Source organism: Cupriavidus sp. 05T313 (assembly GCF_056396665.1).
On the sequence record NZ_JBFTLX010000032.1, the window covers coordinates 1 to 24,708 of the forward strand.

General features: G+C 64.0%; 22 protein-coding genes. 11 read left to right on the forward strand and 11 right to left on the reverse strand.

Features of this window, described 5'->3' with window-relative positions:
• Positions 1 to 981, forward strand: a 981-nt coding sequence (locus AC1DKD_RS10205) for an MBL fold metallo-hydrolase (protein WP_477143240.1), incomplete at its 5' end; no start/stop codon positions are given.
• A gap of 159 nt (positions 982 to 1,140) precedes the next feature.
• Here the strand turns inward: AC1DKD_RS10205 and AC1DKD_RS10210 are convergent.
• The 9 genes from AC1DKD_RS10210 to AC1DKD_RS10250 all read right to left on the reverse strand — a co-directional run bounded on the left by AC1DKD_RS10210 (position 1,141) and on the right by AC1DKD_RS10250 (position 14,713).
• Positions 1,141 to 2,379: an MFS transporter gene (locus AC1DKD_RS10210; RefSeq protein WP_441632441.1), complete on the reverse strand. Its 1,239-nt coding sequence runs from the start codon at positions 2,377 to 2,379 to the stop codon at positions 1,141 to 1,143.
• 104 nt (positions 2,380 to 2,483) lie between these two features.
• Positions 2,484 to 3,275, reverse strand: a complete 792-nt coding sequence (locus AC1DKD_RS10215) for a 2,3-dihydro-2,3-dihydroxybenzoate dehydrogenase (RefSeq protein WP_441632443.1) — start codon at positions 3,273 to 3,275, stop codon at positions 2,484 to 2,486.
• A 55-nt stretch (positions 3,276 to 3,330) separates the two neighbouring features.
• A complete protein-coding gene (locus tag AC1DKD_RS10220) occupies positions 3,331 to 7,206 on the reverse strand; it encodes an amino acid adenylation domain-containing protein (protein WP_477143241.1) in 3,876 nt (1,291 codons plus the stop codon).
• Between the two features lie 54 nt (positions 7,207 to 7,260).
• A complete protein-coding gene (locus AC1DKD_RS10225) occupies positions 7,261 to 7,545 on the reverse strand; it encodes a DUF2218 domain-containing protein (protein ID WP_477143242.1) in 285 nt (94 codons plus the stop codon).
• Between the two features lie 53 nt (positions 7,546 to 7,598).
• Positions 7,599 to 8,540 (reverse strand): isochorismatase, encoded by a 942-nt coding sequence (locus tag AC1DKD_RS10230; protein WP_441632449.1) that lies wholly within the window; start codon positions 8,538 to 8,540, stop codon positions 7,599 to 7,601.
• Positions 8,541 to 8,546: 6 nt separating this feature from the next.
• Complete coding sequence (locus tag AC1DKD_RS10235) at positions 8,547 to 10,178, reverse strand: (2,3-dihydroxybenzoyl)adenylate synthase (RefSeq protein WP_441632451.1); 1,632 nt, start codon at positions 10,176 to 10,178, stop codon at positions 8,547 to 8,549.
• Complete coding sequence (locus tag AC1DKD_RS10240; protein WP_441632453.1) at positions 10,175 to 11,440, reverse strand: isochorismate synthase; 1,266 nt, start codon at positions 11,438 to 11,440, stop codon at positions 10,175 to 10,177. The genes AC1DKD_RS10235 and AC1DKD_RS10240 overlap by 4 nt, the downstream gene beginning before the upstream one ends.
• 137 nt (positions 11,441 to 11,577) lie before the next feature.
• On the reverse strand, positions 11,578 to 13,686 hold the full coding sequence (locus AC1DKD_RS10245) for a TonB-dependent receptor domain-containing protein (protein WP_477143243.1): 2,109 nt from the start codon (positions 13,684 to 13,686) through the stop codon (positions 11,578 to 11,580).
• 100 nt (positions 13,687 to 13,786) lie between these two features.
• Positions 13,787 to 14,713, reverse strand: coding sequence for a helix-turn-helix transcriptional regulator (locus AC1DKD_RS10250; protein ID WP_477111956.1), 927 nt, complete (start codon positions 14,711 to 14,713; stop codon positions 13,787 to 13,789).
• Between AC1DKD_RS10250 and AC1DKD_RS10255 the strand changes: the two genes are divergently transcribed.
• The 7 genes from AC1DKD_RS10255 (at position 14,714) to AC1DKD_RS10285 (ending at position 21,168) form a co-directional block, all read left to right on the forward strand.
• Complete coding sequence (locus AC1DKD_RS10255; protein WP_477143244.1) at positions 14,714 to 15,106, forward strand: hypothetical protein; 393 nt, start codon at positions 14,714 to 14,716, stop codon at positions 15,104 to 15,106.
• Between the two features lie 37 nt (positions 15,107 to 15,143).
• Positions 15,144 to 16,052 (forward strand): alpha/beta hydrolase, encoded by a 909-nt coding sequence (locus AC1DKD_RS10260; protein WP_477143245.1) that lies wholly within the window; start codon positions 15,144 to 15,146, stop codon positions 16,050 to 16,052.
• 244 nt (positions 16,053 to 16,296) lie between these two features.
• Positions 16,297 to 16,956, forward strand: coding sequence for a 4'-phosphopantetheinyl transferase family protein (locus tag AC1DKD_RS10265; RefSeq protein ID WP_441632462.1), 660 nt, complete (start codon positions 16,297 to 16,299; stop codon positions 16,954 to 16,956).
• 213 nt (positions 16,957 to 17,169) lie between these two features.
• A complete protein-coding gene (locus AC1DKD_RS10270) occupies positions 17,170 to 18,213 on the forward strand; it encodes a sigma-54 interaction domain-containing protein (protein WP_441632464.1) in 1,044 nt (347 codons plus the stop codon).
• A gap of 173 nt (positions 18,214 to 18,386) precedes the next feature.
• Complete coding sequence (locus tag AC1DKD_RS10275; RefSeq protein ID WP_477143246.1) at positions 18,387 to 19,748, forward strand: acyclic terpene utilization AtuA family protein; 1,362 nt, start codon at positions 18,387 to 18,389, stop codon at positions 19,746 to 19,748.
• A gap of 14 nt (positions 19,749 to 19,762) precedes the next feature.
• Positions 19,763 to 20,101 carry a DUF4387 domain-containing protein gene (locus tag AC1DKD_RS10280; protein ID WP_441632468.1) on the forward strand — a complete coding sequence of 113 codons (339 nt, stop codon included), beginning with the start codon at positions 19,763 to 19,765 and terminating at the stop codon, positions 20,099 to 20,101.
• Between the two features lie 152 nt (positions 20,102 to 20,253).
• Entirely contained in the window at positions 20,254 to 21,168 is a 915-nt protein-coding gene (locus AC1DKD_RS10285) for a tripartite tricarboxylate transporter substrate binding protein (RefSeq protein WP_441632470.1), read from the forward strand.
• Between the two features lie 16 nt (positions 21,169 to 21,184).
• On the opposite strand, the gene AC1DKD_RS10290 is transcribed toward AC1DKD_RS10285, so the two are convergent.
• Positions 21,185 to 21,586 (reverse strand): hypothetical protein, encoded by a 402-nt coding sequence (locus tag AC1DKD_RS10290; protein ID WP_477104206.1) that lies wholly within the window; start codon positions 21,584 to 21,586, stop codon positions 21,185 to 21,187.
• A 174-nt stretch (positions 21,587 to 21,760) separates the two neighbouring features.
• Here AC1DKD_RS10290 and AC1DKD_RS10295 point away from each other — a divergent pair, with 174 nt between their 5' ends.
• Together AC1DKD_RS10295 and AC1DKD_RS10300 are read left to right on the forward strand one after the other, a co-directional pair.
• Complete coding sequence (locus AC1DKD_RS10295) at positions 21,761 to 22,675, forward strand: sensor histidine kinase (protein WP_477143247.1); 915 nt, start codon at positions 21,761 to 21,763, stop codon at positions 22,673 to 22,675.
• Positions 22,676 to 22,688: 13 nt separating this feature from the next.
• Positions 22,689 to 23,450: a LytR/AlgR family response regulator transcription factor gene (locus tag AC1DKD_RS10300; protein WP_441632476.1), complete on the forward strand. Its 762-nt coding sequence runs from the start codon at positions 22,689 to 22,691 to the stop codon at positions 23,448 to 23,450.
• A gap of 27 nt (positions 23,451 to 23,477) precedes the next feature.
• Here the strand turns inward: AC1DKD_RS10300 and AC1DKD_RS10305 are convergent, their stop codons facing one another.
• Positions 23,478 to 23,816, reverse strand: coding sequence for a 2TM domain-containing protein (locus AC1DKD_RS10305; protein WP_441632478.1), 339 nt, complete (start codon positions 23,814 to 23,816; stop codon positions 23,478 to 23,480).
• A gap of 336 nt (positions 23,817 to 24,152) precedes the next feature.
• Between AC1DKD_RS10305 and AC1DKD_RS10310 the strand changes: the two genes are divergently transcribed.
• Positions 24,153 to 24,659 carry a DUF1993 domain-containing protein gene (locus AC1DKD_RS10310; protein WP_477143248.1) on the forward strand — a complete coding sequence of 169 codons (507 nt, stop codon included), beginning with the start codon at positions 24,153 to 24,155 and terminating at the stop codon, positions 24,657 to 24,659.
• The last annotated feature ends 49 nt before the right edge of the window (positions 24,660 to 24,708 follow it).

Here is a 24,708-nt window from a genome sequence, read left to right on the forward strand (position 1 = left end):
GCATATCGGAAAACGCGAATAACCCTGCCGGCATACAGCCCGGAAATAGAAGCAAACCAATGCGTAGTGGTTTTGGCATGGCAGAAACCGAATCAATTATGTCCAATCTCGCCATTCTCAACGGGTTTCCGCGTCGAGACAATAAGGTTTCTTCCCGGAGGCTTCGTCATGAAAATTCACCACCTTCGCAACGCGACCATCATTGTGGAGTTCGGGCCGAATCGAATCCTGATCGACCCGATGTTTGCCCCTAAAAATGCGCTTCCGCCTTTGCGGGTATTCGGCGCAAGGCAACGTAACCCATTGGTCGATTTACCCGAATCGGCTGCGACAGCGCTTGAGTCGGTCACCCATTGCCTGATAACGCATTGCCAGAAAGGTCATTTCGATCATCTGGACCGCGCGGCAAAAAGTTGGCTGTGCGATCGGCAGCTTCCGATCATCTGCACACCGCACGATGGGCGCCATCTGGCCGAACGCGGATTGAATGTCCAGCCGTTGCCGGAAGCGCACGGGCAGCCCAACCCCTTCATGGGCGGTCGGATTCGCACGGTTCGCTGCACGCACGGCCGTGGCTTGGTCGGCAAGCTGATGGAGCATGGGGTCGGCTATCTGATCGAGGTGCCGGATGAGCCCAGCCTCTACCTGAGCGGCGATACGGTACTCACGCCAACGGTCCGGGAGTTCGTTGCGCACCATCGCCCGCAAGTCTGCGTCGTACCCGCCGGAGGTGCGCGATTCGATATGGGTAGCGACATCATCATGGGCATCGACGAGGTCGTCGAATTCACCCGCCTGGCGCCTGGCACGGTGGTTGCGAATCATCTGGAAGCGCTCAGCCACTGTCCGGTGACGCGGTCCGCGCTAGCGCTCGCCGCAAGGCAGGCAGGTGTCGAAGCGCGGTTGCGCATTCCAAGAGACGGCGAGGTGTTGCATATGGCGGCCCCGGTCGGGGCGCGAAAGCAGTGCTCTCTGCCATAGGCACGGCGCGTGCAGCTCACGGGCCGTGCAACCCGGAGYAGCCAACTGATCCCCGCGCAGGTGGAACTCAAGGCTGCGCAGGCGGCCTTCCAGCTGGTGGCTCTTCGGTACCGTGAAGGTGGCACGAGTTACCGGGAAATGAACCAGGATGCCACACCGTCATGCTGCGACATGTCCCCTTGTGCCTCGCCAGGTCGCGCCGAACAGCACCAGCAACAGGATGCTGATCAATGCAAAGGTTGCGGGCGGCAGCAGGTCATAGAGCGCCGTGCCGAGCAGCGGCGCCACCACCATGCTTAGCCCTTGCGCGGCGGACATCGCGCCGGCGCTAGCGCCTTGCTCGGAAGCGGAGACAGCATTGCTGGCAAGCGCGGCAACTGCCGGGAACGCCGCGCCCATGCCCAGGGCGGCCACGGAATAGCTCAGGCACACGGCCATCGGCTGCGTTGGTCCGACCAGCAAGACGGATGCAAAGCCCGCGGCACCTGCCAATGCACCCCATCGCAGCCATTGCCGGGGCGCGACATGCGGCAGCCTGCTAACGATCGTTTGCATCAGGATCAAGCCGAGCCCGGCGCTGCCCAGGGCATAGCCTACAACGGCGGCCGCTTGGTGGGCCGCTACGTCCAAGCGGTCGATGACATAAAAGCCTAGCGAGCTGTTGGCCATCATGACGACGCTGAACAGCGTAAAGGAACTCAGCCACGGCAGGCGRATGCGGATGTCGGTGATCTTCAGGCGTTGCGGGGCGCGCGGAGCTTGTGGTTTGCGCGTGTCATGCAGACGCCCCAGCCATGGTAGTCCGACGAGCGGCAGCAGCGCAAAGACGAGCAGCGCGACGGATAGGTCGTATTGACCAAGCCAACCCGCCACGGGCGGAGCGAATACCATGCCAATGGCGCCAGCCGCGCCAAATCGTGCCAGGGCGGCAGCCCGTGACTGGGCCTCGGTGTGGTCGGCAATCCAGGCGGTGGCCGCCACGGGCAGGCCGGCAAAGAAGCCACCCATCGCCGCGCGCGTGAGCAGTAGCGCTGCGATATTCAAGCCCATGGCAGGGACGTGATGCGTACCACCTTGCAGCGCCCACCAGACGTAGCACGCCAACAGTACGTAGGAGACGGTGAAGCCGACGATCGCCATGCGGAGCACTGGCACACGGCCCCGGGCATCCACGGCTCGCCCCCAGACGCGGGCGGTTACGATCCAAACCAGCCCGACCATTCCGATGATGGCGCCGACATGCCAGGCCTGCAGATGCATCAGGCGGGCCATCGGCCCCGCCACGGCGATAAAGGCGTAGCTGCCTCCCATGGTCGTGAGATTGGCGATCAATAGCGGCATCAGCTCGGCGACGGGTAGCGTGACTGCAGACGTTGTCTGGATGGACTTGGTGGACATGGCGGTCCTGAAGGCAGAGGTACTGGTGGGTGGGCGATAGCAAGCGAAGGCAGTCGGTACGTTTTTGATTGAGTGACCGGGGCGCTGACGAAATTCGGCTGGATTCACACGCCCAGCGTGGCGCCGCCGTCTACGCACAAGCTGTGCAGCGTGACGTGCCGAGACGCGTTCGACAGCAGGAACAGCACGGCTGATGCGATGTCTTCGGGATCTGCAATGCGGCCCAACGGGATGCCCGTGCGATATGCGGGCAACGAACCCGCAATGACGCCTTTCTTGGTTCTCCTATTCGTCCATAGTTGGCGCTGCATCCGGGTGTCGGTCGAACCGGGGGCGACGATGTTGCAGCGGATGCCGTGCTCGGCGAGCTCCAGGCCGAGGCATTTGGTGAATTGATGCGCAGCCGCCTTGGATGCCGCATAGGCCGCCATCTGCATGCGTGGCACGAACGCCGCGTTCGAGCCAACCGTGACGATGCTGCCTCCTCGGCGCGGCATCATCCGTTGCGCCACTGCACGCGACAAGTGGAACACGCCGTGCATGTTGACGGCAAAGCTGCGGTCCCAGTCTTCGTCGCGCAGGGCATCGACGCTCGCGACGCGCAAAATGCCCGCGACGTTGGCCAGCATGCCGATCGGGCCGATCTGCGTGTCGATGCGATCCACTACGGCGCGCACGGCGGCGCCATCGGCGATATCTACCGTTACAGGATGAATCCGGTACCCGGCTGCCGCACCGTCGGTCGCCAGTTGTTCCAGCCCTTCCGCCTGGATGTCGAGCGCGGCGACGGCCACGCCGCGCGCGCAGAGCGCGCGAACCACGGCCGCGCCTATGCCTTGGGCCGCGCCGCTCACCACGGCAATGGATTCCGGAAAATCGGTAATGGTGCTGTCCATGCGATAAGACTCCTGTAAAAGAAGGGGATGCGGCGGCTGTTGCCGGCCGGCCCGGCTATGCCAGTCGCGCAGCCAGCGTTGCGCCGATGACAGCAATGGGCGCTGGGTCGGACATGCTGTCGTGCGAGCAGTCGAGCATGCTGCATTGCAAGCGGCCTGGCCGCAGATGCGGCCTCCAGCTATCGAGGCCAGGTAAGTGGCCGGGCTTGCGCGAGGCCCGGAAGAGCAGCAGTTCGCCGTCATACGACGGCGTCTGGCTCGCGCGGAACAACTGCATCTGGCGCAGCGTTTGCCGCGCGAACGCGTCGAGCCCGGACCGGCCCAGCGCGGCGAACGGGCTATTCGTGCGCAACAGCCGCTGACGCAGCGCTTCGTCCGCCAGTCCGGCCGTATCGAAATCGCCGTTGACGGTCAGCAGTATCTGCAACGCGTCGCGCAGGATGGGCTGCGGGTGCGCCACCCAGGCCGAGACAGGATAGCTGTCCATTAGCGCCAGCAAGCCAATCGCGTGGCCCTGCAGCGCTAGCCTTGCGGCGACGGCATGGGCCAGCGCGCCGCCCAGAGACCATCCCAGCAGGTGGTACGGCCCGTCAGACTGCAACGCACGCACGCGCTGCACGTAGCCCTCGACTAACGCGTCGAAGTCTTGCGCCGCCAGCGTTTGCTCCACCGACATCTGCAGGCCGTGCACGGTCATATCGGGCAGATGGCGTGCCAAACGCAGATAGCTCCAGGCGAGCCCGTCGGCCGGGTGCAGGCAGAAGAGCGCCGGGGCGCCGGACGAGCCAGTCTGGATGGGAAGCAACGGCGCAAAGGCATCGTGCAAGGCCTGTGGCCGGTAGGCCAGCGGCGCCGCCAGCGCATGGGCAAGCGCCTGCACCGTGCCGTGGCGGAAGAGCATGGACACAGGCACGTCCCGGCCCAATTCCAGCGCGAGCTGACTGGCCGTCTGCATCGCCTGCAAGGATTTTCCGCCTAGATCGAAGAAGTTCGATGTCGTCGTCAACGGCACGTCGCCCAGCACCTGGCGCCAGATCCGCATCACCTGCCGCTCGAGCGCACCTGCACCGTCCACATTGAGATCCGCGGCCGCGATCCGGCTCGCGGCATGTGCCAGCAGGGCCTTGCGATCCGTCTTGCCGTTGGGGCTGCGCGGCAATTGCTCGAGCACATGCCAGGCATCCGGAACAGCGGGCGCGGGCAATGACTGAGCCAGCATCGCCCGCAGCGCCTGCACGTCCCCCGTGCCCGCCACGAACGCGGCCAACGCGCAGATGCCAGGCCCGCGCTGCACCGGAACCACGGCCGCTTCGCGCACAGCGGGTGCGCCGAGCAGCAGGTTTTCGATTTCCAGCGGATCGATGCGCAGCCCGCTGATCTTGATCTGATGATCGATGCGTCCGAGAAAGCGCAGCTGCCCGCCTTGCAGTTGTGCCAGATCGCCGGTGCGATAGGCGCGCTGGCCGGAATCGGGCAAGCGGACAAAGCGCGCGGCCGTGAGCTGTGGGTCGTGCAGATAATGCAGCGCCAGTGCGTCGCCGCTCAACACTAGCTCGCCCGCGACGCCTGCCGCGACGGGATACAGGCGATCGTCCACGATGCGCGCTTCGATGCCGGGACGAGGCAAACCGATAGRCACGGCGTCGCCGGCCTCCCATGCGGCTCTCGGACCGCACAGCCGCGCGGTGGTCGCGATGATGGTGCTTTCGGTCGGGCCGTAGGTGTTCAGCAACACCTGTCCGGGCAACAGCTCTCGCCAGCGTGCTACCCGCTCGGGGAGGGCGGCTTCGCCGCCAATGATGGTCAGGCGCAGGCGATCAAGCTTGCGTGCGGTGTCCGGATCCAGGGCATGTGCGAGCACATGCCAGTAAGCGGTGGGCAGGTCGAGCACGGTGATGCCGAGGCGCTTCACCGACGTGGCGAACACCGTCGCCGAATCGAGCATCGCATCGTCGCGCACGACGAGCGTAGCGCCGTGGCAAAGCGTGATGAAGATCTCTTCCAGACTGGTATCGAAATGCAGCGGAGCGAACTGCAACACCCGGTCCGCCGGCTCGATGCCGTACGCCGCACGAGTGCTGGCCACAAAATGCGCGAGCGCCCCACGCCCGACCAGCACGCCGTTGGGCTCGCCGGTGGAGCCCGCCGTGTACAGCAGATACGCCGGGTGTTGCGGCTGCGGCGAACAGCAACGCGCGGGGCCCTCGATCATGGCGCCGGGCTGATCCAGATCCAGCACGGGCAGCGATCCGGCCAGCCCTCGCCACGGCATGCGCGTCAGCACCAAGTCGGGAGCCGCGTCGGTCAAGATGCTCGCGGTGCGCCGCGCGGGCCCCTCGGGATCCAACGGCACGAATACCGCCCCCACCCACAGGACGGCCAGCGTCGCGACGATGGCAGCCGGCGAGCGCGATGCCAGTACCGCGATCCGGCTGTGCTCGTTCATGCCGCGCCGCGCCAACGCGGCAGCCAAGGCCTCGACCTGTTTCAGGAGGCTTTGATAGTCCAGGCGAGCGCCGTTCGACTCGATGGCGATGTGGTCGGGGTAGCGCGCCGCCATCCGCCGCAGCAACGCGATCACGTCGAGTGCCGGTTCGTCCAGCGGCTTGCTCCGGCAGATCGACAGCGACGGCATATCGCCCAGCAACGGCGCCAGGGGCGCAGCGGGCGCATGGCCGGCCAGCGCGAAGAGCCACTTGGACAGACTGCCGGCCAGCGCCGTCAGCCGCGTCACGTCATAGGCGTTGGGATTGGCTTCCAGTGTCAAGTGCCATGCGCCGTTGCGTACGGCCAGCGTCAAGTTCAAGTCCTTGACGGGCCCGCCGCTCGCGGGGCGCGTTTCGCTGGACAGATGAGCGAAAGCCACCTGCCGATCGAATGGCATCAGGTTGACGGCCTGGTTGAACAGAAACTTGTTGCTCTCCAGCAGTCCCAGGTCGCCCCGTATCCAGCCGTAGCGATAGTACAGATGGGGCTTGATCGCGCGCAGCCTGCCGACAGTTTCGGCCACCAACGCCTGCAGTGACGCATCGGCGCGCACATGCGCGCTCAGCGGCACGATGTTCATCGCCATGCATGGCACACTGAGCGCAGGCGTGCCTAGCCGGTTCAGTACCGGCAGACCGAACGTCAGCTGCCGCTGGCCTGCCTGCTTGCCGAGCCACAAGCCGATGGCCGTGAGTATCCATGCGGCCCAATCCGCCCGAGCGGCTTCGGCGGCGGCGCGCAAGACCCTGACGTGCGCCGGATCCAGCAACAACGTATGGCGGATCGCCGTGTTGCCGAAGTCTTGCTCTGGTGCCAATCGTGCGGCAGAGGGCACCTCACGCAGGTGTTCACGCCAAAATGCCCGGTCGATGTCGAACTTGCCTGTTTGCCTGTAATGGGCTTCCGCGGCCACGACGTTGTCCAGCTTCCAATCGGGCAACGGCGGCAGGGGCGCGTGCGCCACGCGGGCGTTGTAGCGGGCGGCCACGGCCTGCTGGATCAGGCTGTAGCCGAAACCGTCGAGCGCAATGTGATGCACCTGCAAATACCACCAATGACATTGCGCCGAGAGCCTGAACAGCGCCGTGCGATACAAGGCGTCCGACGTCACGTCGCAACAGATGGACAGGGAGGTCTGCATCCAGTCCTGTGCAGCCCGCACCGGATCGGCCTGCGCGCCGAAATCCACCAGCGGCACTTGCGTGCAGGCCGGCTGGCGGCGTTGCCACAGGATGTCGTCATCCCACTCGAAACGCATGTGCAGCGCATCGCAGTGGTCAAGGACCTCTTGCACGCTGGCCATGAACGCAGCCATGTCCAGGGCGCCGCCGAGTTCGATCGTTTCCGCCGTTAGATACCCAGGATCGTGGGTATCGACTTGTTGTGCTACCCAGATGCCGTATTGCGCGGAGGTAGTGTGCATGCGTTGAGTTGTTTGCGGCATGAGGTGGCGTCCCACGGGAGGAATGCATAGACGGAGAAGAGAGCGGGCAGGGGATCAAGCCCGCTGCCAGTCGATCACGAGTTCCTTGTTGCGTGCCATGAGCGCCAGATGTTCGTCCATGACGTACTGAATTTTCTCCAGCTTTTCCGCTGACTCGGCTTCGCAACGCATGCGCAGTACGTCATCCGTGCGCGTGATCTGGCATCTGCCATATGGAAAATCGATGGCTGCAGTCTCCGCGTCAAACACGACTCTCACCTTGACGGCATAGTGCTTGCACATCTTGAACAGGATTCTGTCTGCTTGCGCCAAGGCGACTGCGGCGGTACTGACAAGCATGGCATTCTCGTTCGCTCGTGAGATCGGGCGTTGCATGCGCAGGAACGCCCCATTCATGCGCGCGTGTTGGCGGCGCCCTGCAGCAATCGCCACCATGCGGCGAGCGTCGGCTCTTGCGCCAATTGCACGAAGCTGACGTCCGCGCCGGCCTGGCGCAGTTCCTCGACCCAGGCCATGATGCGCACCGAGTCCAGTCCCCAGTCCATCAGGTTGTGGTGCGACTGCAAATCCGTTTCCACTATCTGCAGGCTGCGCGCGACCTGCGCCGTCAGCGCGGAGAGCGACCGCGGCCTGACGAAGCCGCGCGCGGCAATTCCGGCGGCCAGTTCTTCCGTGCACACGACCTTGCCGCAGCGCTGCGCCACGTAATCGAGCGCCATGCTGTGCGCCTCCCGGGAAAAATCGGCCAGTGCATCGGCCACGAAGAATGGCTGGATGTCTCTCATGAACGCCTCGCACGCTGTCATCAGGCAGCCGATGTGCGCGTAGATGCCGCAAATGGCAAGCTGGTCCCTTTGTTGCTGGCGCAGCATGGTTTCGAGTTCTGAGCGCTGAAACGCGCTGTAGCGCCATTTGTCGAGAATATGATCGCCAGGCGAGGGGGACAGGCTCGCGCAAATGGCGCCGCGCGTTGGCTGCGCCGTCAATCCGGGGCCCCACATGTCCGTCAGCAGGCCTCGTTCGGTCGCTGTCTGCCGAGGTAGTTGCGCGGTGTAATACACCGGCATGCCGGTAGCGTGCGCGATATCGATCAGGCGCCGCGTATGTGCCAGCAGATCAGGAATGGGAGCTGCCCGACGGTCATAGAAATCCAGGAAATAGTCCTGCATGTCGTGCACCAGCAAAGCCCCGCGACTGACATCGAAACACCATGCCACCCGATTGGCAGGCAAGTCCGCGGGCATGGTGTAAGAGGTGATCTTTTGGATTGCCATATCAACGATACGAATATTCAGTGGATGTGATGGATGACGCGGGGCGGGCTGTTCATTCACCGTGATTTATCCGGCGGCCGCCTCGGCGGCTGCCAGCCGATTCGCGATGTCCCTGCGCAATGCCAGCTTGTTGGTCTTGCCGACGGCCGTCTTCGGGAGTACGTCGACGAACTCGACGCGGTCAGGAATCTTGTAGGCGGCAATGCCTTGCGTGCGCAGAAAGCGCAAAAGGCCTACCGCGTGCAGCGCCGGATTGCCGCGGATCACATAGGCGCAGATTTTCTCGCCCAGATAGGCGTCGGGCATCGGCACTAGCGCCGCATCGACGACCTCGGGATGCGCCATCAGCAAGTGCTCCACTTCTTCAGCCGAGACCTTCTCGCCGCCGCGATTGATCTGATCCTTCGCACGGCCTTCCACCACCAGATTGCCCGCTTCCGTCATGCGCACACGGTCGCCGGTGCGGTAGAAGCCATCCGGCGTGAAAGCGCGCGCGTTATGCGCATCGGCCTTGTAATAGCCGCGAATGGTGTAGGGGCCGCGGGTCAGCAGATGGCCCACCTCGCCCGGCGCGACGGGCTGATCCTCGTCATCCACGATGCGGATCTCATCGTCCGGCGAGAGCGGGCGGCCTTGCGAGCGCACCACCACGTCGACAGGGTCGTCGAGCCGCGTATAGTTGACGAGTCCCTCAGCCATCCCGAACACCTGCTGCAGTTTCGCGCCCAAACCGATCTCCAGCCGCTGCGCCAGCCTGTCGCCGAACCGGGCGCCCCCGACCTGCACCACCTGCAAACTGGCCAACGCATCCCGCCGCTCCCGGGCGGCGGAAAGCCAGACCTGTACGAGCGGCGGCACCAGCGCGGTGATGGTCACCCGTTCCCGCGCAATCAACGGAAAGGCCGCATCAGGGTTGCCGCTGTCGCTCAACACGACGGTCCCGCCCGCATGCAGCGTGCCCAGCGTGCCGGGCGAACTCATTGCGTAGTTGTGCGCGACGGGCAAAACGCACAGGTAGACGCTGTCCTCGGTCAGGCCGCAGATGCGCGCGCTTTCGCGAATGCTGTAGAGATAGTCGTCATGCGTGCGGGGGATCAGCTTCGGCGTGCCGGTGCTGCCGCCGGACAACTGCAGAAGCGCGACGTCGCTGGCGGCGGGAGCCGCGGGCAATTCGGCCACGCCTGCAGGCAAGCTGTCCAGCGCGATGTGACCTCCCGCATCGCCGGCTATCAGTACATGCTTGAGCGTCGGCGCTTCCGCTTGCACGCTCTTCGCCAATTCGCGGTAGTCGAATCCGGCATGACGGTCCACCGCGATATAGGCCACCGCTTCGGCATGCCGGCAAAAATGGCCGATCTCCTGCTTGCGGTGGGCCGGCAGTGCGAAGACCGGCAGCGCACCGATTCTGAACAGCGCGAAGACAACGATGAAGAATGCGGCGCAATTCGGCAACTGCAGCACAACGCGATCGCGCGGGAGAATCCCCAGTTCGACGAAGCCGCTGGCCAGACGCTGTGCCTCATCCGCGAGCTGGCGGTATGTCCATCGCGTTTCGCCCTGCACCAACGCGATACGCCTGCCATATTGCTCGGCCAGTCGAGCCAACCACTGTGGAAAGGACTGACCCTGCCAATATCCCTTCCCGCGATAGTCGTTGGCGACCGCATCCGGCCAGGGCGTGCAATGGGCCTGTATCATGCCGCCACCTCCGGCGCCGCACCGCTCGCGGCATCATGAGCCACGCCCATTGCGTCGAGCATCGTGCGGAACTTGGCCGTCGTTTCCGCCAGCTCCCCATCCGGCTGCGAATCCCTCACCACGCCCGCTCCGGCAAACAGGCGCAAGGTATTGGCGGCGATTTCCGCGCAGCGGATGGCGACAATCCACTCGCCGTCGCCGCGCGCGTCCACCCAGCCCAGCATGCCGGTGTAAAAGCCGCGATCGAACGGTTCGGTCTGCAGAATCAGTTCCCTCGCGACACTGCGCGGATAGCCGCACACCGCGGGTGTGGGATGCAAGGCCARTGCCAGCGTCAATGCATCGGCCCGCGTCGTGCCACTGATTTCAGTCGACAGATGCCACATCGTCTCTGTGTGCATCAGCGCGGGCCGTCTGGGCACATTCAGCATCTTGCACAGCGGAGCCAGGCTCTCTTTCACGGCATCGACAACCACGCGGTGCTCTTCCAGATCTTTTGCGGACTCCATCAGCGCTTCAGCGCGGCGACGGTCCTCAAGCGGGTTGCTGCTGCGGGGGGCCGATCCAGCCAGCGGATTGGCCCGCACTACGCCCTGGTAGCGGCTGACCAGCAATTCGGGGCTGGCTCCGAGCAGCGTGCGTCCTTCGCCCACCTCCACCGAGAAGGTGTAGCCGCGGGGATTGCGCGCCGCGAGACGGGTGAGCAGCGCGCGCGCATCTACCGGGTGCCTGCCGGCCAATTCCAGCACTCGCGCCAGCACGACCTTGTCCAGATAGCCGGCGTGAATGTTCGCTATGGCCTGCGCTACCCCGGCCGCATAATTTTCACCAGAGGGAACTGCACGCGTCGCGTAGCGTTCGGCGGCAGGCAGCGGCGGTGGCGAAACGGTCAGGGGCCCGGCACGCAGCAACGCGCGGACGACACCAAGCGCCGCGCGCTGGCCAACGTCGAACGGGATCGCGCCGGCCGCCACCGCGTTCGGATGCCCCTTGGCGCTGGCTTGGTTCAGCGCAAGCTGTACACGCTGGCCTAGCGGGTCGTCGGAATGAGGCACTTCGTCGATGACATCCTGCGCCAGCAACGTATGACTGGGGCTGGAGAGAAAGAGCCGTGAATCTGCTCGGTACAGGTCCAGGAGGAGATGTGCCGTGAGTGAAGATTCCGCACGAGGAATAGCATTCATTCTTTTTGCCCCCAACTTAGGTTGACGTGAAAGGATTCGCATACCGGTCCCACGTTTCTTCTCACCTGCAACGGTCATGCGTCATTGCTTGCTTTTCATTGCACTGGCCATGGCCGAGCAGTAACGAACGAGTCAATCGGCATGTGAACAATCCGAATGGATAGCATCACTAATAAATACATGGGACGTCGGGTCGTGAGTGCGATTGAAGATCTTTACATCTGAGCTGTCAGGCTCAGCGCGAAGCGGCGGCCTTGGTCCACCATCCAGTTGCCGCTCAAGCCGTTGGCGCGACTACGGTCGTCCACGGGCACCATCTTGTTGGTCAGGTTCAGCACGGCAAAATTGATCGCGAGATTCTTGGATATGCGATACATGCCGCCCAGATCGAACGTGGTGGTGGAGGGTCTTTCGCGTACGCCCTGGGCGCCATTCCGGAATGCTGCCCATTGCTCGCTGCCGATGTAGTTGATGTCGGTGTAGAGATTCAACTGGGGCAGGGGTGTCCAATCCACCTGCATATTGAGCTTGTGTTTTGGTGTCTTATCCAATGGGTAACCGTTCAGCGAGCTGCCATTGAATGCTCTTTCCGATTTGCCCTCGCGTCGCGATTGGGTCATCGTGTACGACCCGGAGATCTTCCATTGCGTGGCCAGATGTGTGCCGACGCCAAGTTCGAGGCCGTACAGTTTGACCTTGTCGATGTTGTTGTACGCATAGATATTGCGGCCAGGGGAGTTGGGGTCGGCGACCCCCGTGTCGTAGCTGGATACCTTGTTTTTGAGCAGGTTGTTGAATAGGGTGAGGCTGACTTGACTCTTGCCCTGGTCGTAACGCACGCCCAGTTCCTGCGTGAGGCTGGTTTCGGGCTTGAGGTTCGCGTTCCCGCACAAGGTACCGGGGACGGCGCCCGCCACGCCGCCGGTTGTCATGCAATATCCAGCGGTGCTCTGACGCAGAGTAGGGGGTTTGAAGCCGGAGGACACGCCGCCGCGCATCGTCCATGTCGGGCTGAGTTTGTATACGCCGTAAACGCGCGGGCTGACATGGCTGCCATACCGATCGTCATGGTCGAGCCRCACGCCTGTGGTCAGCGTGAATCTGCTGTTGACGAAATAGTCGTTCTCGCCGAACAGGGCCCAGGCATCGCGCTTGATGCTGTCCGAATTCGGGGCATGGCCCTTCGGCACCGCATCCTGCCTTCCCACGCCGGACAGCTGGGCCCAGATATGCTGACCACCCGCGGTCAGGATATTGCGCTCTCCCGCCCATGGCACCTCCAGTTTCCCTTCGAGCACCGTGTCGGTAATCGCCGGCTTGATCGGAGTCCGGTCCGATGCCGTCCACTGGTCCTGCGTGCCACGCTCTCCATAGAGGGACAAGGTGGAGTTGCCGAAGTCCCATCGTCCACTGTGCGTGACGCCCCAGTACTCGCGCGCATGGCGAGTCTCGACGATGGTCGTTGGCACATTGCGTGGGGTCGGGACCGCGATACTCTGTCCGGGCGTGCTGAGATAGGTCAGTTGCTCTCGTCCCGCATTCAGGCTGAAATCCTGATTGCGCGCCGGCTTGACCGCCAGCTTGACGTCAAAGCTGAGGTCGCGTTGACCGTTTGCGCCGCTGGTGCCATTGAGCGGGTAATAGATATTGTCTTCGCCGCGATGCAACGCCTTGCCCGACACCTGCAAGCCGACCACATCTTTCTTGATCGGGCCGCCGACCCAGAAATCGACGCTTTGGGTGTCGCCCTGGTTTTTCTCCTGCTGCAGCACGCCGCCGACGGTGACCGTGCCGCCCCATTTCTCGGGAACCTTGCGCGTGATGACGTTGATCACGCCGCCCATCGCATCCGCGCCGTACAACGACGACATCGGGCCCCGCACCACCTCGATGCGCTCGATCGCGCTCAACGGAGGTAGCAGATTGGCTTGAACGCCAGCCGTGCTTCGATTCATCGTCTCCCTGGTGTTCTGACGTTTGCCGTCCACCAGCATCAGCGTGTATTCGCCCGGCATTCCGCGGATCGAGATGTCTTGGTCGTTAGGGCCGGCGCCGACCACGCTGACACCTTCCACGGAACGCATGATGTCGGCCAGCGAGTTGTATGGTCTGGCCTCGATATCCTTGCGAGTGATCACGGAAATGCTGGCCGGGGCCTCCTTGATGGCCTGCTCGCGCTGACTGGCAGTCACAACCACGGTCCCCAGCGTTGCCTCGCCATCTGGTGGCTGCCCCGGTTGTATCTGCGCCAAGGCACCGGATGCCCCCAGGACACCGGCAGCCACTGCGGACTTGAGGGCAAAACAGGGTAAGGAATGTGACATGATTTCAACTTAGTTAATGAGAGGCATTCGCGTTTCATTATCTAGGTTGAAAGCATGCGAAGTGTTTGCGCAAGAAACGAACTTGTTTGCGCGACTGTCTTCAGCGCTGGCCGCTGCGTCGGGCAAGCTTCGGTGTCACCCCGAAACGCCGTTTGTAGGCAGTTGCGAAATTTGCAGGGCTGGTATAGCCGGCTAGTGCCGCCGCTTGCTTGATGCTGAGGGCATCGTGCTCCAGCGCCAGCCGGGCTCGCTGAAGCGAGCTCTCGCGCAAAAAATCGAATATGGTCGTGCCGTAGGCGCTCCGGAATTGCCGCTGCATGGTGTTGGCGTTCATGCCCATTTGGCGCGCCATATCCTCGAGCGAAAGCTGGTTGGCTGCCGCACCGCTAAGGAATGCCCGCAGCTCCGCCATGCGGCAATACCCTCTTGCGCTAAGGCCCGTCGCACTTGGCTGCGCGAAATTGTGGATGATGCTCTGGCTGCCCCGGGGTGGCGCCAATGCCTCCGCCAGCAGGTCCAGCATGCGGCTTTCCAGGTAAATGGCCTGCAAGATCGGTTCATAGGCAGGCGGTCGGACGATCTGCTCGGCCAGGGCTATCGCGCGTGGCGTAGGCTGCCAGGGCTGCGTTAGCAGGTGAGAGGACAGCAGAGAACGCAAGCGCGCCGGCATCTCCGCGCAACTGGCCTCCTGGAGGTGCTGCAGCCATTGGTCGGAGATGACGAAGCTAAGTCGTCGCGCATAGTTTCCTTTGCTGATTCGACGGCTGAAGGCTTCGGGCTCGATGGCATTCATCAGGAATGACTGAGCGCAGCCCGGTCGCCCATGGGAAAGCTCGCGTGCGCTGCGTGGGCAGGCAGTCGTCAGTACCACGCGCCGGTTGCCATACGACAGGTCCAGCTTTCCCTCGAGCAGCAGCACCAGGTGCAGGCCGGGGGCGCAGCGTCCGAAGACGGTGCCATTGAATTCGTCCGTCGCGTCATCGGCGTGCACTTGCAGGCCCGGTCGCACTTCACGGATCTTGGCCATGTGTTCAGCCAATCCTGGCTTGCTGGGATCAAGAAGAYGGTCTTCGAGCGCATCCATGCTGCCTGCCCCTCTGAGCTTGGCGGTGCCGACCGCTTATCCGGCGGGGCGGCGCAAACCATTTCGTTGCTTCGCCAAACAAACGGCGCTACAACGCACATCCCTTTCAGGATAAAATTAAATGAGAATCATTATCATCACCGGATCGACGTGAGAAAGACAAGTAAATTTTTGTTGCGGCTCTGCGCGCAGGTGCTGTGTTGCACGGTGAGCGCAGCGCAGGCACAGGAGACCGTTATCGAGCTGGCGGGCTGCAGCGCCCGCATTCCCGCCAACACCGCGCGCATCCAGCCGGTCGCGCTGCAGGGCGAATGCTGGACGAGCCTCGGGCCTTGACATGCCGGTATCCGCATCCATCACACGCCGCACGCTGTTGTTGGCGAGCCTGGGGGGCGCGCTCTCCGGCTGCGTCACGTCCATGAGATCCGGCTTGCCGAGCCTTGCCGCTTCGGCGCCCGTTCAGGTCCCTGCGAGCCGGCAGATCGACGTGACGATCGCCGGGCAACGCCGGCGCATTTTCGTCGCATTGCCGCCCGAGCCCGCGCCGCAGCAGGGATATCCCGTCTTGTACGCGCTGGACGGTAACGCGTTGTTTCCCCTGATCGCGCAGTTGGCGCGCAACCGCGCGGCGCGCCCCGATGGAGCGCGGGCCAGTACGCCGGTAGTGGTCGGGCTGGGATATGCCACGGATGCCCCTTACGACATGCAGAGGCGCACCGACGACTACACTTTGGCCGCGATACCGGGCTCAACACCCGAAGCGAGCCGCAACGGTGCAGATCGCTTCCTGGCCTTTCTCGAGCATGACGTGCAGCCGTGGCTGGCGCGGCAGCTACCCATCGATCCACAGCGGCAGATCCTGTTCGGCCATTCCTATGGCGGATTGCTGACCTTGTACGCCTTGTTCACCCGCAGCCGCATGTTTCAGAACTACATCGCGGCCAGCCCCTCGATCTGGTGGGGCGATCGCGCCATCCTGCGATTCCGGGACCAGTTCGTGCGGCAGGCGTCGCTGCTTCAGCCGCCCATCGGCTTGCTGATCACGGCAGGCAGCCTTGAAGAAGGCGTGCCGAACGCGGATCCGGAACGCGCGCGCCGCCAGCAGGCGCGCAAGCAGGTCGGCTCTGCCCGCGCTCTCACGCAGAGCCTGCAGGGCGTGCAGGGATTGCGGGCCGAGTTCCGTCTGCTGGAGGGCGAGGACCACGGCAGCCTGGTTCTCCCCAGCGCTGCCTTGGCCGTCAGCATAGCCTGCGCCCCGCCGTCAACCGGAGCTCCGGCATGAGCACCTCAAACTGCAGCAAGGCTTTCACACGCTGTTCGGCAACAGTGTCCAGGCTATTCGAACGTCAACCATTTCAGCGCCGCCTTTCGCAAGGAGTTCGGCGTACTTCCCAGCGAATTCCGACGACGTGTCAATAAGCCCGGTGCCGCTCGTTTACCGCCTGAGGCTGCTCGGGGTCCTTGTGGAATGCGCCTGCTGGTCGGGCTTGCATGATGACGCGGCGCGCGATGCCGAGGATTGGCTCTTGCTGGACAGCGACGAACGTATGCGCTGGGTGGCGTTTCCCCGTGAGAGAGAGCGGCGGCGCTTTCTGCGCAGCCACGCAGGCTTGCGGCGGCGGCTTGGCTTGTGGCTTGGGGCGGCGCCGCAGTCGCTGCACTTCGAGATTGCGGCTGGCGGCAAGCCCTGGCTACCGGCTTGGCCGGACGTTGACTTCAGCCTGAGCCATAGCGCCGAGTGGTCGGCCTTGGCACTCGTCCGGTCGAGCACGGTACGCGTGGGCAATGACATCGAGGCCGTTCGGCAACTTGACGCCCCCCCGGCATTGGTGCGCCACGCCCTGCGCCGCGAATCAACGGCACTGGCCGCACTGCCGCCCGCCTGCCAGGCCCAAGGCGTGCTGCGGGCTTGGACGGGCAAGGAGGCGGTGCTCAAGGCCCTCGGCACTGGGCTCGCGGGGCCAATGGACGCCTTCTGCTTGAAACTGGACGCGTGCGGGCGGCCTCTCGGCCTCGATTGGGATCCGTCTTGCGAGCATTCGGGCGAACCGTTCGTGAGGCAGCGCGCTTTGCCGCAGGATGCCGCCCGCCATGGAGGTGCGGGGAATCGGATCACCGTGCGGGGGCTACCGGAACCCCCAGGGCTGGCCGCATGGAGTGTCGCGGCCGTCTCCGGTAGGTGGTGAACCCGGACAACGTCCAGGTCCCATGGCAACGCCCAYGCCATCATTCCCGGCTGGACCAGCGCTTGCCGCCGCGGTGTTTGTCCCCGTGGCGCATGCACCCATCCGCTCGATCCCCGTCACCGCGCCGGAATAGGTTAATCTTCCGCGCAGATGACCGACCTCAACTTGCCGGCGCCGGGACGTCCTCCGCCCCGGCGCCGGCTCTCGTATCCCATGATGAACGAACCTTCTCGCCCGCAGCTCGTTGGGGACCATCCCTCCATCGTCGCTCTGCGTGAACTGGTCGCCCGCGTTGGGCGCAGCCAGGCTAGCACCGTGCTGATCTATGGCGAGACCGGGACGGGGAAGAGCCTGGTGGCGCGCATGCTCCACGCGCAGTCCAATCGGGCTGGGCGCGAGTTCATCGATATCAATTGCGCTGCGATTCCCGCCCAGTTGCTCGAATCCGAGTTGTTTGGCCATGAGCGCGGTTCGTTTACCGGCGCGGTCAGCAGGAAGGAGGGACTGATCGAGGCGGCGAATGGCGGCACGGTCTTCCTGGACGAAGTCCGCGAGCTGGATCCTGTCATGCAGTCCAAGATCCTGACCCTGCTGGACACGCGGCGATTCCGGCGGGTCGGCGCGGTGCGTCCCATCAGCGTGGATGCCCGCTTTATCGCAGCGACCAACAAGATCCTGTTGAGCGAGGTCAAGGCCGGCAAGTTTCGCGAGGATCTGTATTACCGGCTGCAGGTGATCGCCATCAATATCCCGCCGCTGCGCGAGCGTGGCGACGACATTTTCCTGCTCGCGAGCAACGCGCTGGCGAAGTACAACGCGCAGTACGGCAGCCACTTCCGGCGGCTGGATCCGGAGGTGGAGCGCATTTTCCGCGCGTACCAGTGGCCGGGGAACGTGCGTGAACTTGAAAACCTGCTGGAACGCATCTGCGTGCTGGAGGAAGGCGATTGCATCCGGCCGTATCACTTGCCGGCGCGCATCCTGCGGGACGTGGCGCGCCCCGCGGGCGCAATGGACGATGCCGTGGCGCAGCCGGCTGCAATGGACGGGCATGCTGCGTCCGAGCGGGGGCAGGACTATTACGAGGCCACGGCACGCTTCCAACGCGCGCTGATTGAGCAGACGTTGGTGTCGTGCCACCAGGGCCTCAGTGCGGCGGCCGAGAACCTGGGGTTGAGCCGGCACGCTTTGCGGCACCAGATGATGAAGCTGGGCCTGCTGGCCCCGACTGCCGGAAGTGACGAAGAGGGGGCGTGAATTTCACGCAACTGCGCGCCTTCTTTCGCGTGAAAATCACGCGAAAGGCTGGATGTCTAATGCTAAGTTACTGAAATATAAAGATATCTACATGATTCGCCCTGTGGCATGCAATCTGCTCTAGATGAATCGTCAAGCCCGGCTTGGGGAAGACACCATCTGGAGAACACTGCATGCAGTCCCTGAAGATCATTTGCCCTAATGGCCATCTCGGCTTCGCGCCGTTGCGCACCGAGAGCTTTGGGTTGGGGGTGGAGGCGGGCCCTGACTACATCGCGGCCGATTCGGGAAGCGATGACGTGGGCCCGGTGCCGCTGGGGTCGGACACTTCGACGAGTCCCGAAGCGTGGCAACGGCACGATCTGGAGCAAATGTTGCTGGCGTCGCGCCGTCTCGGCGTGCCGATGATCATCGGCTCGGCCGGCGATACGGGATCGAACAGCCGCGTGGACCTGTACGTGCGGATCATCGGCGAACTGGCCGCCAAGCATGGCCTGAGGAAGTTCCGGGTCGGCTACTTCTATTCCGAGGTGGACAAGGCCTTTCTTCGCGAGTCAATGCGCGCCGGAAGGGCGGTGAGCGGGCTCGACGGCTTTGCAGACCTGACCGAAAGCGAGCTCGATGCGACCGACCGTATTGTCGCCATGGCCGGTGTTCATCCCTATGTAGAGCTGCTGCGCCAGGGCGCCGACGTGATCATCGGCGGGCGCAGCTCGGATGCCGCGGTCTTTGCCGCGCCGGCGCTACACCACGGCTTTTCCGCCGATCATTCCTATTACCTGGGCAAGGTGCTCGAGTGCGCGTCGTTCTGTGCCGAGCCCTATGGCGGCAAGGAGACCGTGATGGGCGTCATCTCGCACGACGACGTCCAGGTCACGGCGATGCACCCCGAGCAGCGCTGCACCGTCGCCTCGGTATCCGGCCATGCGATGTACGAGCGCTCCAATCCGTACGAGGAGTTCGTCGCCGGGGGCAAGCTGGACATGACGCATTGTCGCTACGAGCAGATGGGCAATCGCACCACGCGCATCACGGGCTCGCGCTTTATCGAGGCGGAAACGGTCCGGGTCAAGCTGGAAGGAGCGGGGAAGGTGGGCGAGCGCTTCGTCGGCCTGTGCGGCATCCGCGATCCCTACACCATTGCCAACGTGGACCGGGTGATTGCGTGGGCGCGCGAGCAGGTGCGCGTGCGTTTTGGCGACAGCGGCTATCAACTGCACTACAACGTGTACGGCCGCGATGGCGTGATGGGCGAGCYGGAGCCGCTGCGCGACCGCCCGGGGCACGAGCTCTGCGTGCTGGTGCAAGGGGTCGCCCCGACCCGCGAGATGGCCGAGGAGGTGACGATGATCGGCTTGCGCCAGATGTTCTATGCGCGGCTGCCTGACGTCAAAGGCACGGCCGGTTCGGTGTCATTCCCGCTGGATGAAGTCCTGCACGCCAGCGCGGCCTACCGTTGGACACTGAACCACACGGTGGAGGTGCAAGACCCCATGGCGCTGTTCCCCACCCACCTCATTGAAGTTGGCGTCTGAGCCTGGAGCCGCATATGACAACGACGACTACGAAGACAACGCAAAAACTGCATCAACTCGCCAAGATCATCCGCAGCAAGAACGCGGGGGTCAACAAGATCACTTTCGACATCATCTTTCGCGAGGCGCACGAGTACGAACACGTCAAGCGCTCGCGCGTGCTGAGCCGGGAAAGCATGGCCGCGCTATACGCGATTCCGGTCGAACGGATCTCGGATTTCGTCGAATACGATCCCGCGTACGCGATCAAGTTCACGATCTATCGCGCCCGGCCCAGCGGCAGCGCCGGCGATGGCGACATCTTTGGCGCCCAGCAGTACGCGCCGCTGCTGGACCTTGATATCCCTGCCTAGGCAGGACATCGCCGGATTCCACGGGACCCGGGTGGACACCCGGGTCCCGGTTCCTGACAYCCATGCTGCTCTACCCACTGAGATAGGAGCGCCGAATGCGAAAGACGTTAGCCCACATTGCCCTGTTGCTTGCCGCGATGTCCGCGGTAACCATGGTGGCGGCCCAGACCGATGCCAAGGTGCCGCCTTTGATGAGAATTGTCGTGCCGTTTTCGGCGGGCGCGAGCAACGACGTGATCGCGCGTGCGATCGCGCCGGGGCTGGCAAAGCGCCTGGGGACCACGGTCATCGTGGAAAACAAGCCTGGTGCGGCAGGCGTCGTTGGTGCCGATTCGGTTGCCAAGGCGCCACGGGACGGGTCCGTGCTGCTACTGACGTCATCGACCTTCCTGACCGCTGCCGCCACCCAGCCTCGCTCGCCCTACGATCCGCTTGCCGCGTTCGCGCCGGTGTCCATGGTCGCCGAGGGGCCGTTGTTGCTGGCGGTCTCGTCCTCGACCCAGATCACGTCGCCGGCCGAGCTGATTGCGGCAGCGCGCGCCAAGCCAGGCGCGCTGACCTACGGCTCGGCGGGGATCGGTTCGCTGGCGCAGCTGGCGACGGAGTTGTTGTGCGACATCTCGAAAGTCCAGATGATGCACGTCCCGTACAAAGGGGCTTCCAACGCGATGATCGACCTGGCCGCGGGGCAGATCGACGTCATGATGTCCAATTACAGCTCGCTCGTGACGCAGCTGAAGTCCGGCAAGGTGCGGGCGCTGGCAGTGACCTCGCAGCGGCCGAACCCGGCGTTTCCCGAATTGCCATCACTGGCGACATCGGTGCCAGGCTATGGGATCGAGATCTGGGTCGGTGTCCTCGCACCTGCCGGCACGCCCGCGCCGCTGGTCCAGAGGCTGAACCGCGAGATCAATGAGATTGCTGCGTCGCAGGATGTGCGTGTCGTGCTTGAACCGGACGGCTCGGCGCCCAAGGCAATGAGTCCGTCCGAATTCGGCGCGCGCATGAGGCAGGATCTTGCGCAGTGGAAGCACATCGCCGGTGACCGGAAGATCGTGGCGGAATGAAAGGTGGGGAGAAGCCTTAGGCGCCGTCCAGCAAGTCGTGCGCGTTCAGGATCGCGTACGCTATATCCGGGTTTGTCTCAAGGCAACGCCGTATCGCCGCGGGAATGGCTTGCTTGGTCTTGCGGCACAACCCGGTTTGCTCCTCCACCTGGATGCTGATGCCGCGCACCGTGCGCACTTCGTGGATGCTGGGCGTGATCGTCAGCACGATGCCCAGTTGCGCGTACATGCGCCGCTCCATGTCCTTCAGGTCGGCAAGGCTCGACAGGCTTTCAAGGCGGGTGATCAGCCTTTTTTCTTCTTCCCTGGTCAGCCTCAGGATCCGGATGTCTGCCTGCGGGTCGCCCAGCAGGGTTTCGCGGCCGCACGTGCAGGCGCCTGGCGGACACTCCTTGCGAATCGGAAATGGGACGTTCATATCGTCGTCGGGGCGATGCGCATCATCCAGAGAGGGTAGCTGACTATCATAAATCAGGAGCCCACTGATCATCCGTCACTGGCGCCGCATTTCCGTCGGTCCGGCGCAAAGCGCCGCGGAACGCATATCTGCGGTGGTAAGCTCAAACTCTGTGCGAGCCCGATTCCTACACCTTTGCAGCCGACCTCAACCCAGTTGTGGCGTACCGTCGCCGACCAGCGCGCCTATGACGATGCCAAGCGGCGCGTCCGGTCGTTGCGTGGTTTCTATGCCCACGCCATCCTCTATGTGGCGATCAATACGATCCTGGTTGTCATCAATCTGATGACGGTTCCGCATCGGCTGTGGGTTTTGGGTCCCTTGTTTGGCTGGGGCACTGGCGTGGCCGTGCACGGCCTGTTGGTCTGGACCCGTGTCGGCCTGCTGGGCCGCCAGTGGGAGGAACGCAAGATCGCCGAACTGCTGGCGCGCGACCGGGTCCGTGTGCTGTCGACCGAGAAACAGCTGGTCGAGGCGCAGATGCGATTGCTGCAGGCCCAGATCGAGCCGCATTTCCTCTTCAATACGCTGGCGAACGTGGTGAGCCTGATCGAATCGTCTCCGCCCCGTGCCACGCTGATGCTCGAGCATTTCATCGCCTACCTGCGGGCATCGCTGACGGCGAGCCGTTCGACGCAGGGAACCGTGGCCCAGGAGGCTGCGCTGCTTCACGATTACCTGGAGGTGATCAAGATCCGCATGGGTGAGCGCCTGAACTACACCATCGACATCGACCCCGGACTGGCCAAGGCGCCGCTGGCGCCGATGCTGTTGCAGCCGGTGGTCGAGAACGCCATCAAGCATGGCCTGGAGCCCAAGATCGAGGGCGGCCGGCTGGTGGTGCGGCTGCAGCGCCGCAACGATCGCATGCAGGCTTGCGTCGAAGACAACGGCTTGGGCTTCAAACCGTCCGATGGCTCGGGGGTTGGGTTGTCCAACCTGCGCGAGCGGCTGGCCGTCCTGTACGACGGCGATGCGCACGTGCGGATCGAAGAGCGCYCCCCGGGCACGGCCGTCCTGATCGACCTGCCCCTGCCTCCCATGACCTGAACGGAGATTCGTCATGACCCCGACCGCCGTGATCGCCGACGACGAAGAGCACCTGCGCGCGCACCTGCGTGCCAAGCTGGCCCGCCTGTGGCCCGAAATGCAGGTGCTGGCGGAAGTCTCCAATGGCTTGCAGGCGGCGGAAGCCATTTCCCGGCTGTCGCCCAGCGTCGCTTTCCTGGACATCAAGATGCCCGGCCTGTCCGGGCTGGATGTGGCGCAGGGGCTGGAAACCGACACCAGGGTGGTGTTCGTCACGGCTTACGATGAGTATGCGCTGGAGGCCTTCGAGCGGGAGGCGGTCGACTACCTGGTCAAACCGGTGACCGACGAGCGCCTTGCCCGCTCCGTCGAGCGTTTGCGCAAGGCCTTCAACGAGGCCGCGCCTGCGCCCGAGCTGGCCCGGCTGCTGAGCCAGCTGACGCGCCGGCTCGGCGGCGCCGAGGCGAGCGAGCCGCTGCGCTGGGTGCGTGCGAGCCGGGGGGATACGACCAGCCACGTACCGGTCCAGGAGGTGCTGTACTTCCAGAGCGACGATAAGTACACGGTGGTCAATACGCGCGACGGCGAGCACCTGATCCGCACCCCGCTGGCGGAGTTGGCCTGCAGCCTCGATCCCGAGTGGTTCTGGCAGATCCATCGGTCGACCATCGTCAACATGAACCATGTGGCGGGCACGCGGCGGGACGGCACCGGCCGCTTGTTTGTCCGGCTCCATGGCAGCCAGGCGGAATTGCCGGTGTCCCGGGCCTACATGCACCGGTTCAGGCAGATGTAGGCCGGGGCAGGGTGGATGGCCGCCGCTTCAGTCCCGGCCCATGAACTCGCGGATCTTGCGCTCCTCCCAGTCACGCCCGCGGCCGCTGATCCGGATCCAGACCACCAGGCCGTGCAGGCCCAGCGCCAGGCCCCAGGCCAGCGTCGTCCCCATCGGCCACGGCCAACTGTCCAGGTGATGGCGAGTCCAGTTCGGCGCAGGCAGGAAGAGGTACCGCAGCCACAAGAATGCATTGACGGCCAGGTACACCATCAGATGGATGTACCACCCGCGTAGCATCCTGACCAGGCGGGAAGCGCGCCTATAGGCCAGCGCTTCGGGGCCGGGAGGATCGCCGGAGGGGAATGGGTTCGGATCGGTTCTCATCGTTTGCGGTCTCACTGGAGCCTGGTATGGCCGTAGTGTTGTGCATCGGGCGGCAGCCGGGCCACCGCGGCGCGCCGGATCAACACGAAAACGTCGCCAGTGGTGGAAGGCGTTCGCCAGCCGCTGGACGCTTTTTGGGTTGTTCACGAGCCTGAATGGCAGACGGCTGACGCGTAACGCCGAGTTCCTCGGTCAGCAGTAGCATGCCACGCGCCAGCAGCCGGCCGGCGAAAAACTGCCGGAGGGTTTATCCTCGCCGTGTCGCTCACCCGGGCAGGGGCGCAATTCGCGCACCGGCAGGATGGCGCGTTCGGCAATCCCACCAAGGACTCCCCCATGTCACTTTCGATGTATGACGTATCGATCCCCGCCTTTATGCGGGCATTCGGCAGCCTGTCGGCCATCCTGGACAAGGGCGCCGCCTTTGCGCAGGCGCAGGGTATGGATCCTGCCGATTTGATCCAGACCCGGTTGGTGGCGGATATGGACCCGCTGTCGGCGCAGGTGCAGCGCGCCAGCGATAGCGCAAAGGGTTGCGCGGCGCGGCTGGCGGGAATCGAAATGCCGTCCTTCGCCGACACCGAGACCACTTTCCCGGAACTGCAGGAGCGCATTGYCAGGACGGTGGCGTTCCTGAAGACCATCGAGCCCGCCCAGCTTGAAGGCAGCGAGACGCGCACCATCGAACTCAAGCTGCGGCCCAATCCGGTGACGTTCGACGGCAAAACCTATTTGCTGGGCTTTGTGCTGCCAAACTTCTATTTCCACGTGACCACCGCTTACGACATCCTGCGCCATAAGGGCGTGCCGATTGGCAAGCGCGATTATCTCGGTCTGTCCTGACCGAAGGGCGCCCGTCCTGGCGCCATGCCGAGGGGAAAGGCGGCGAGGC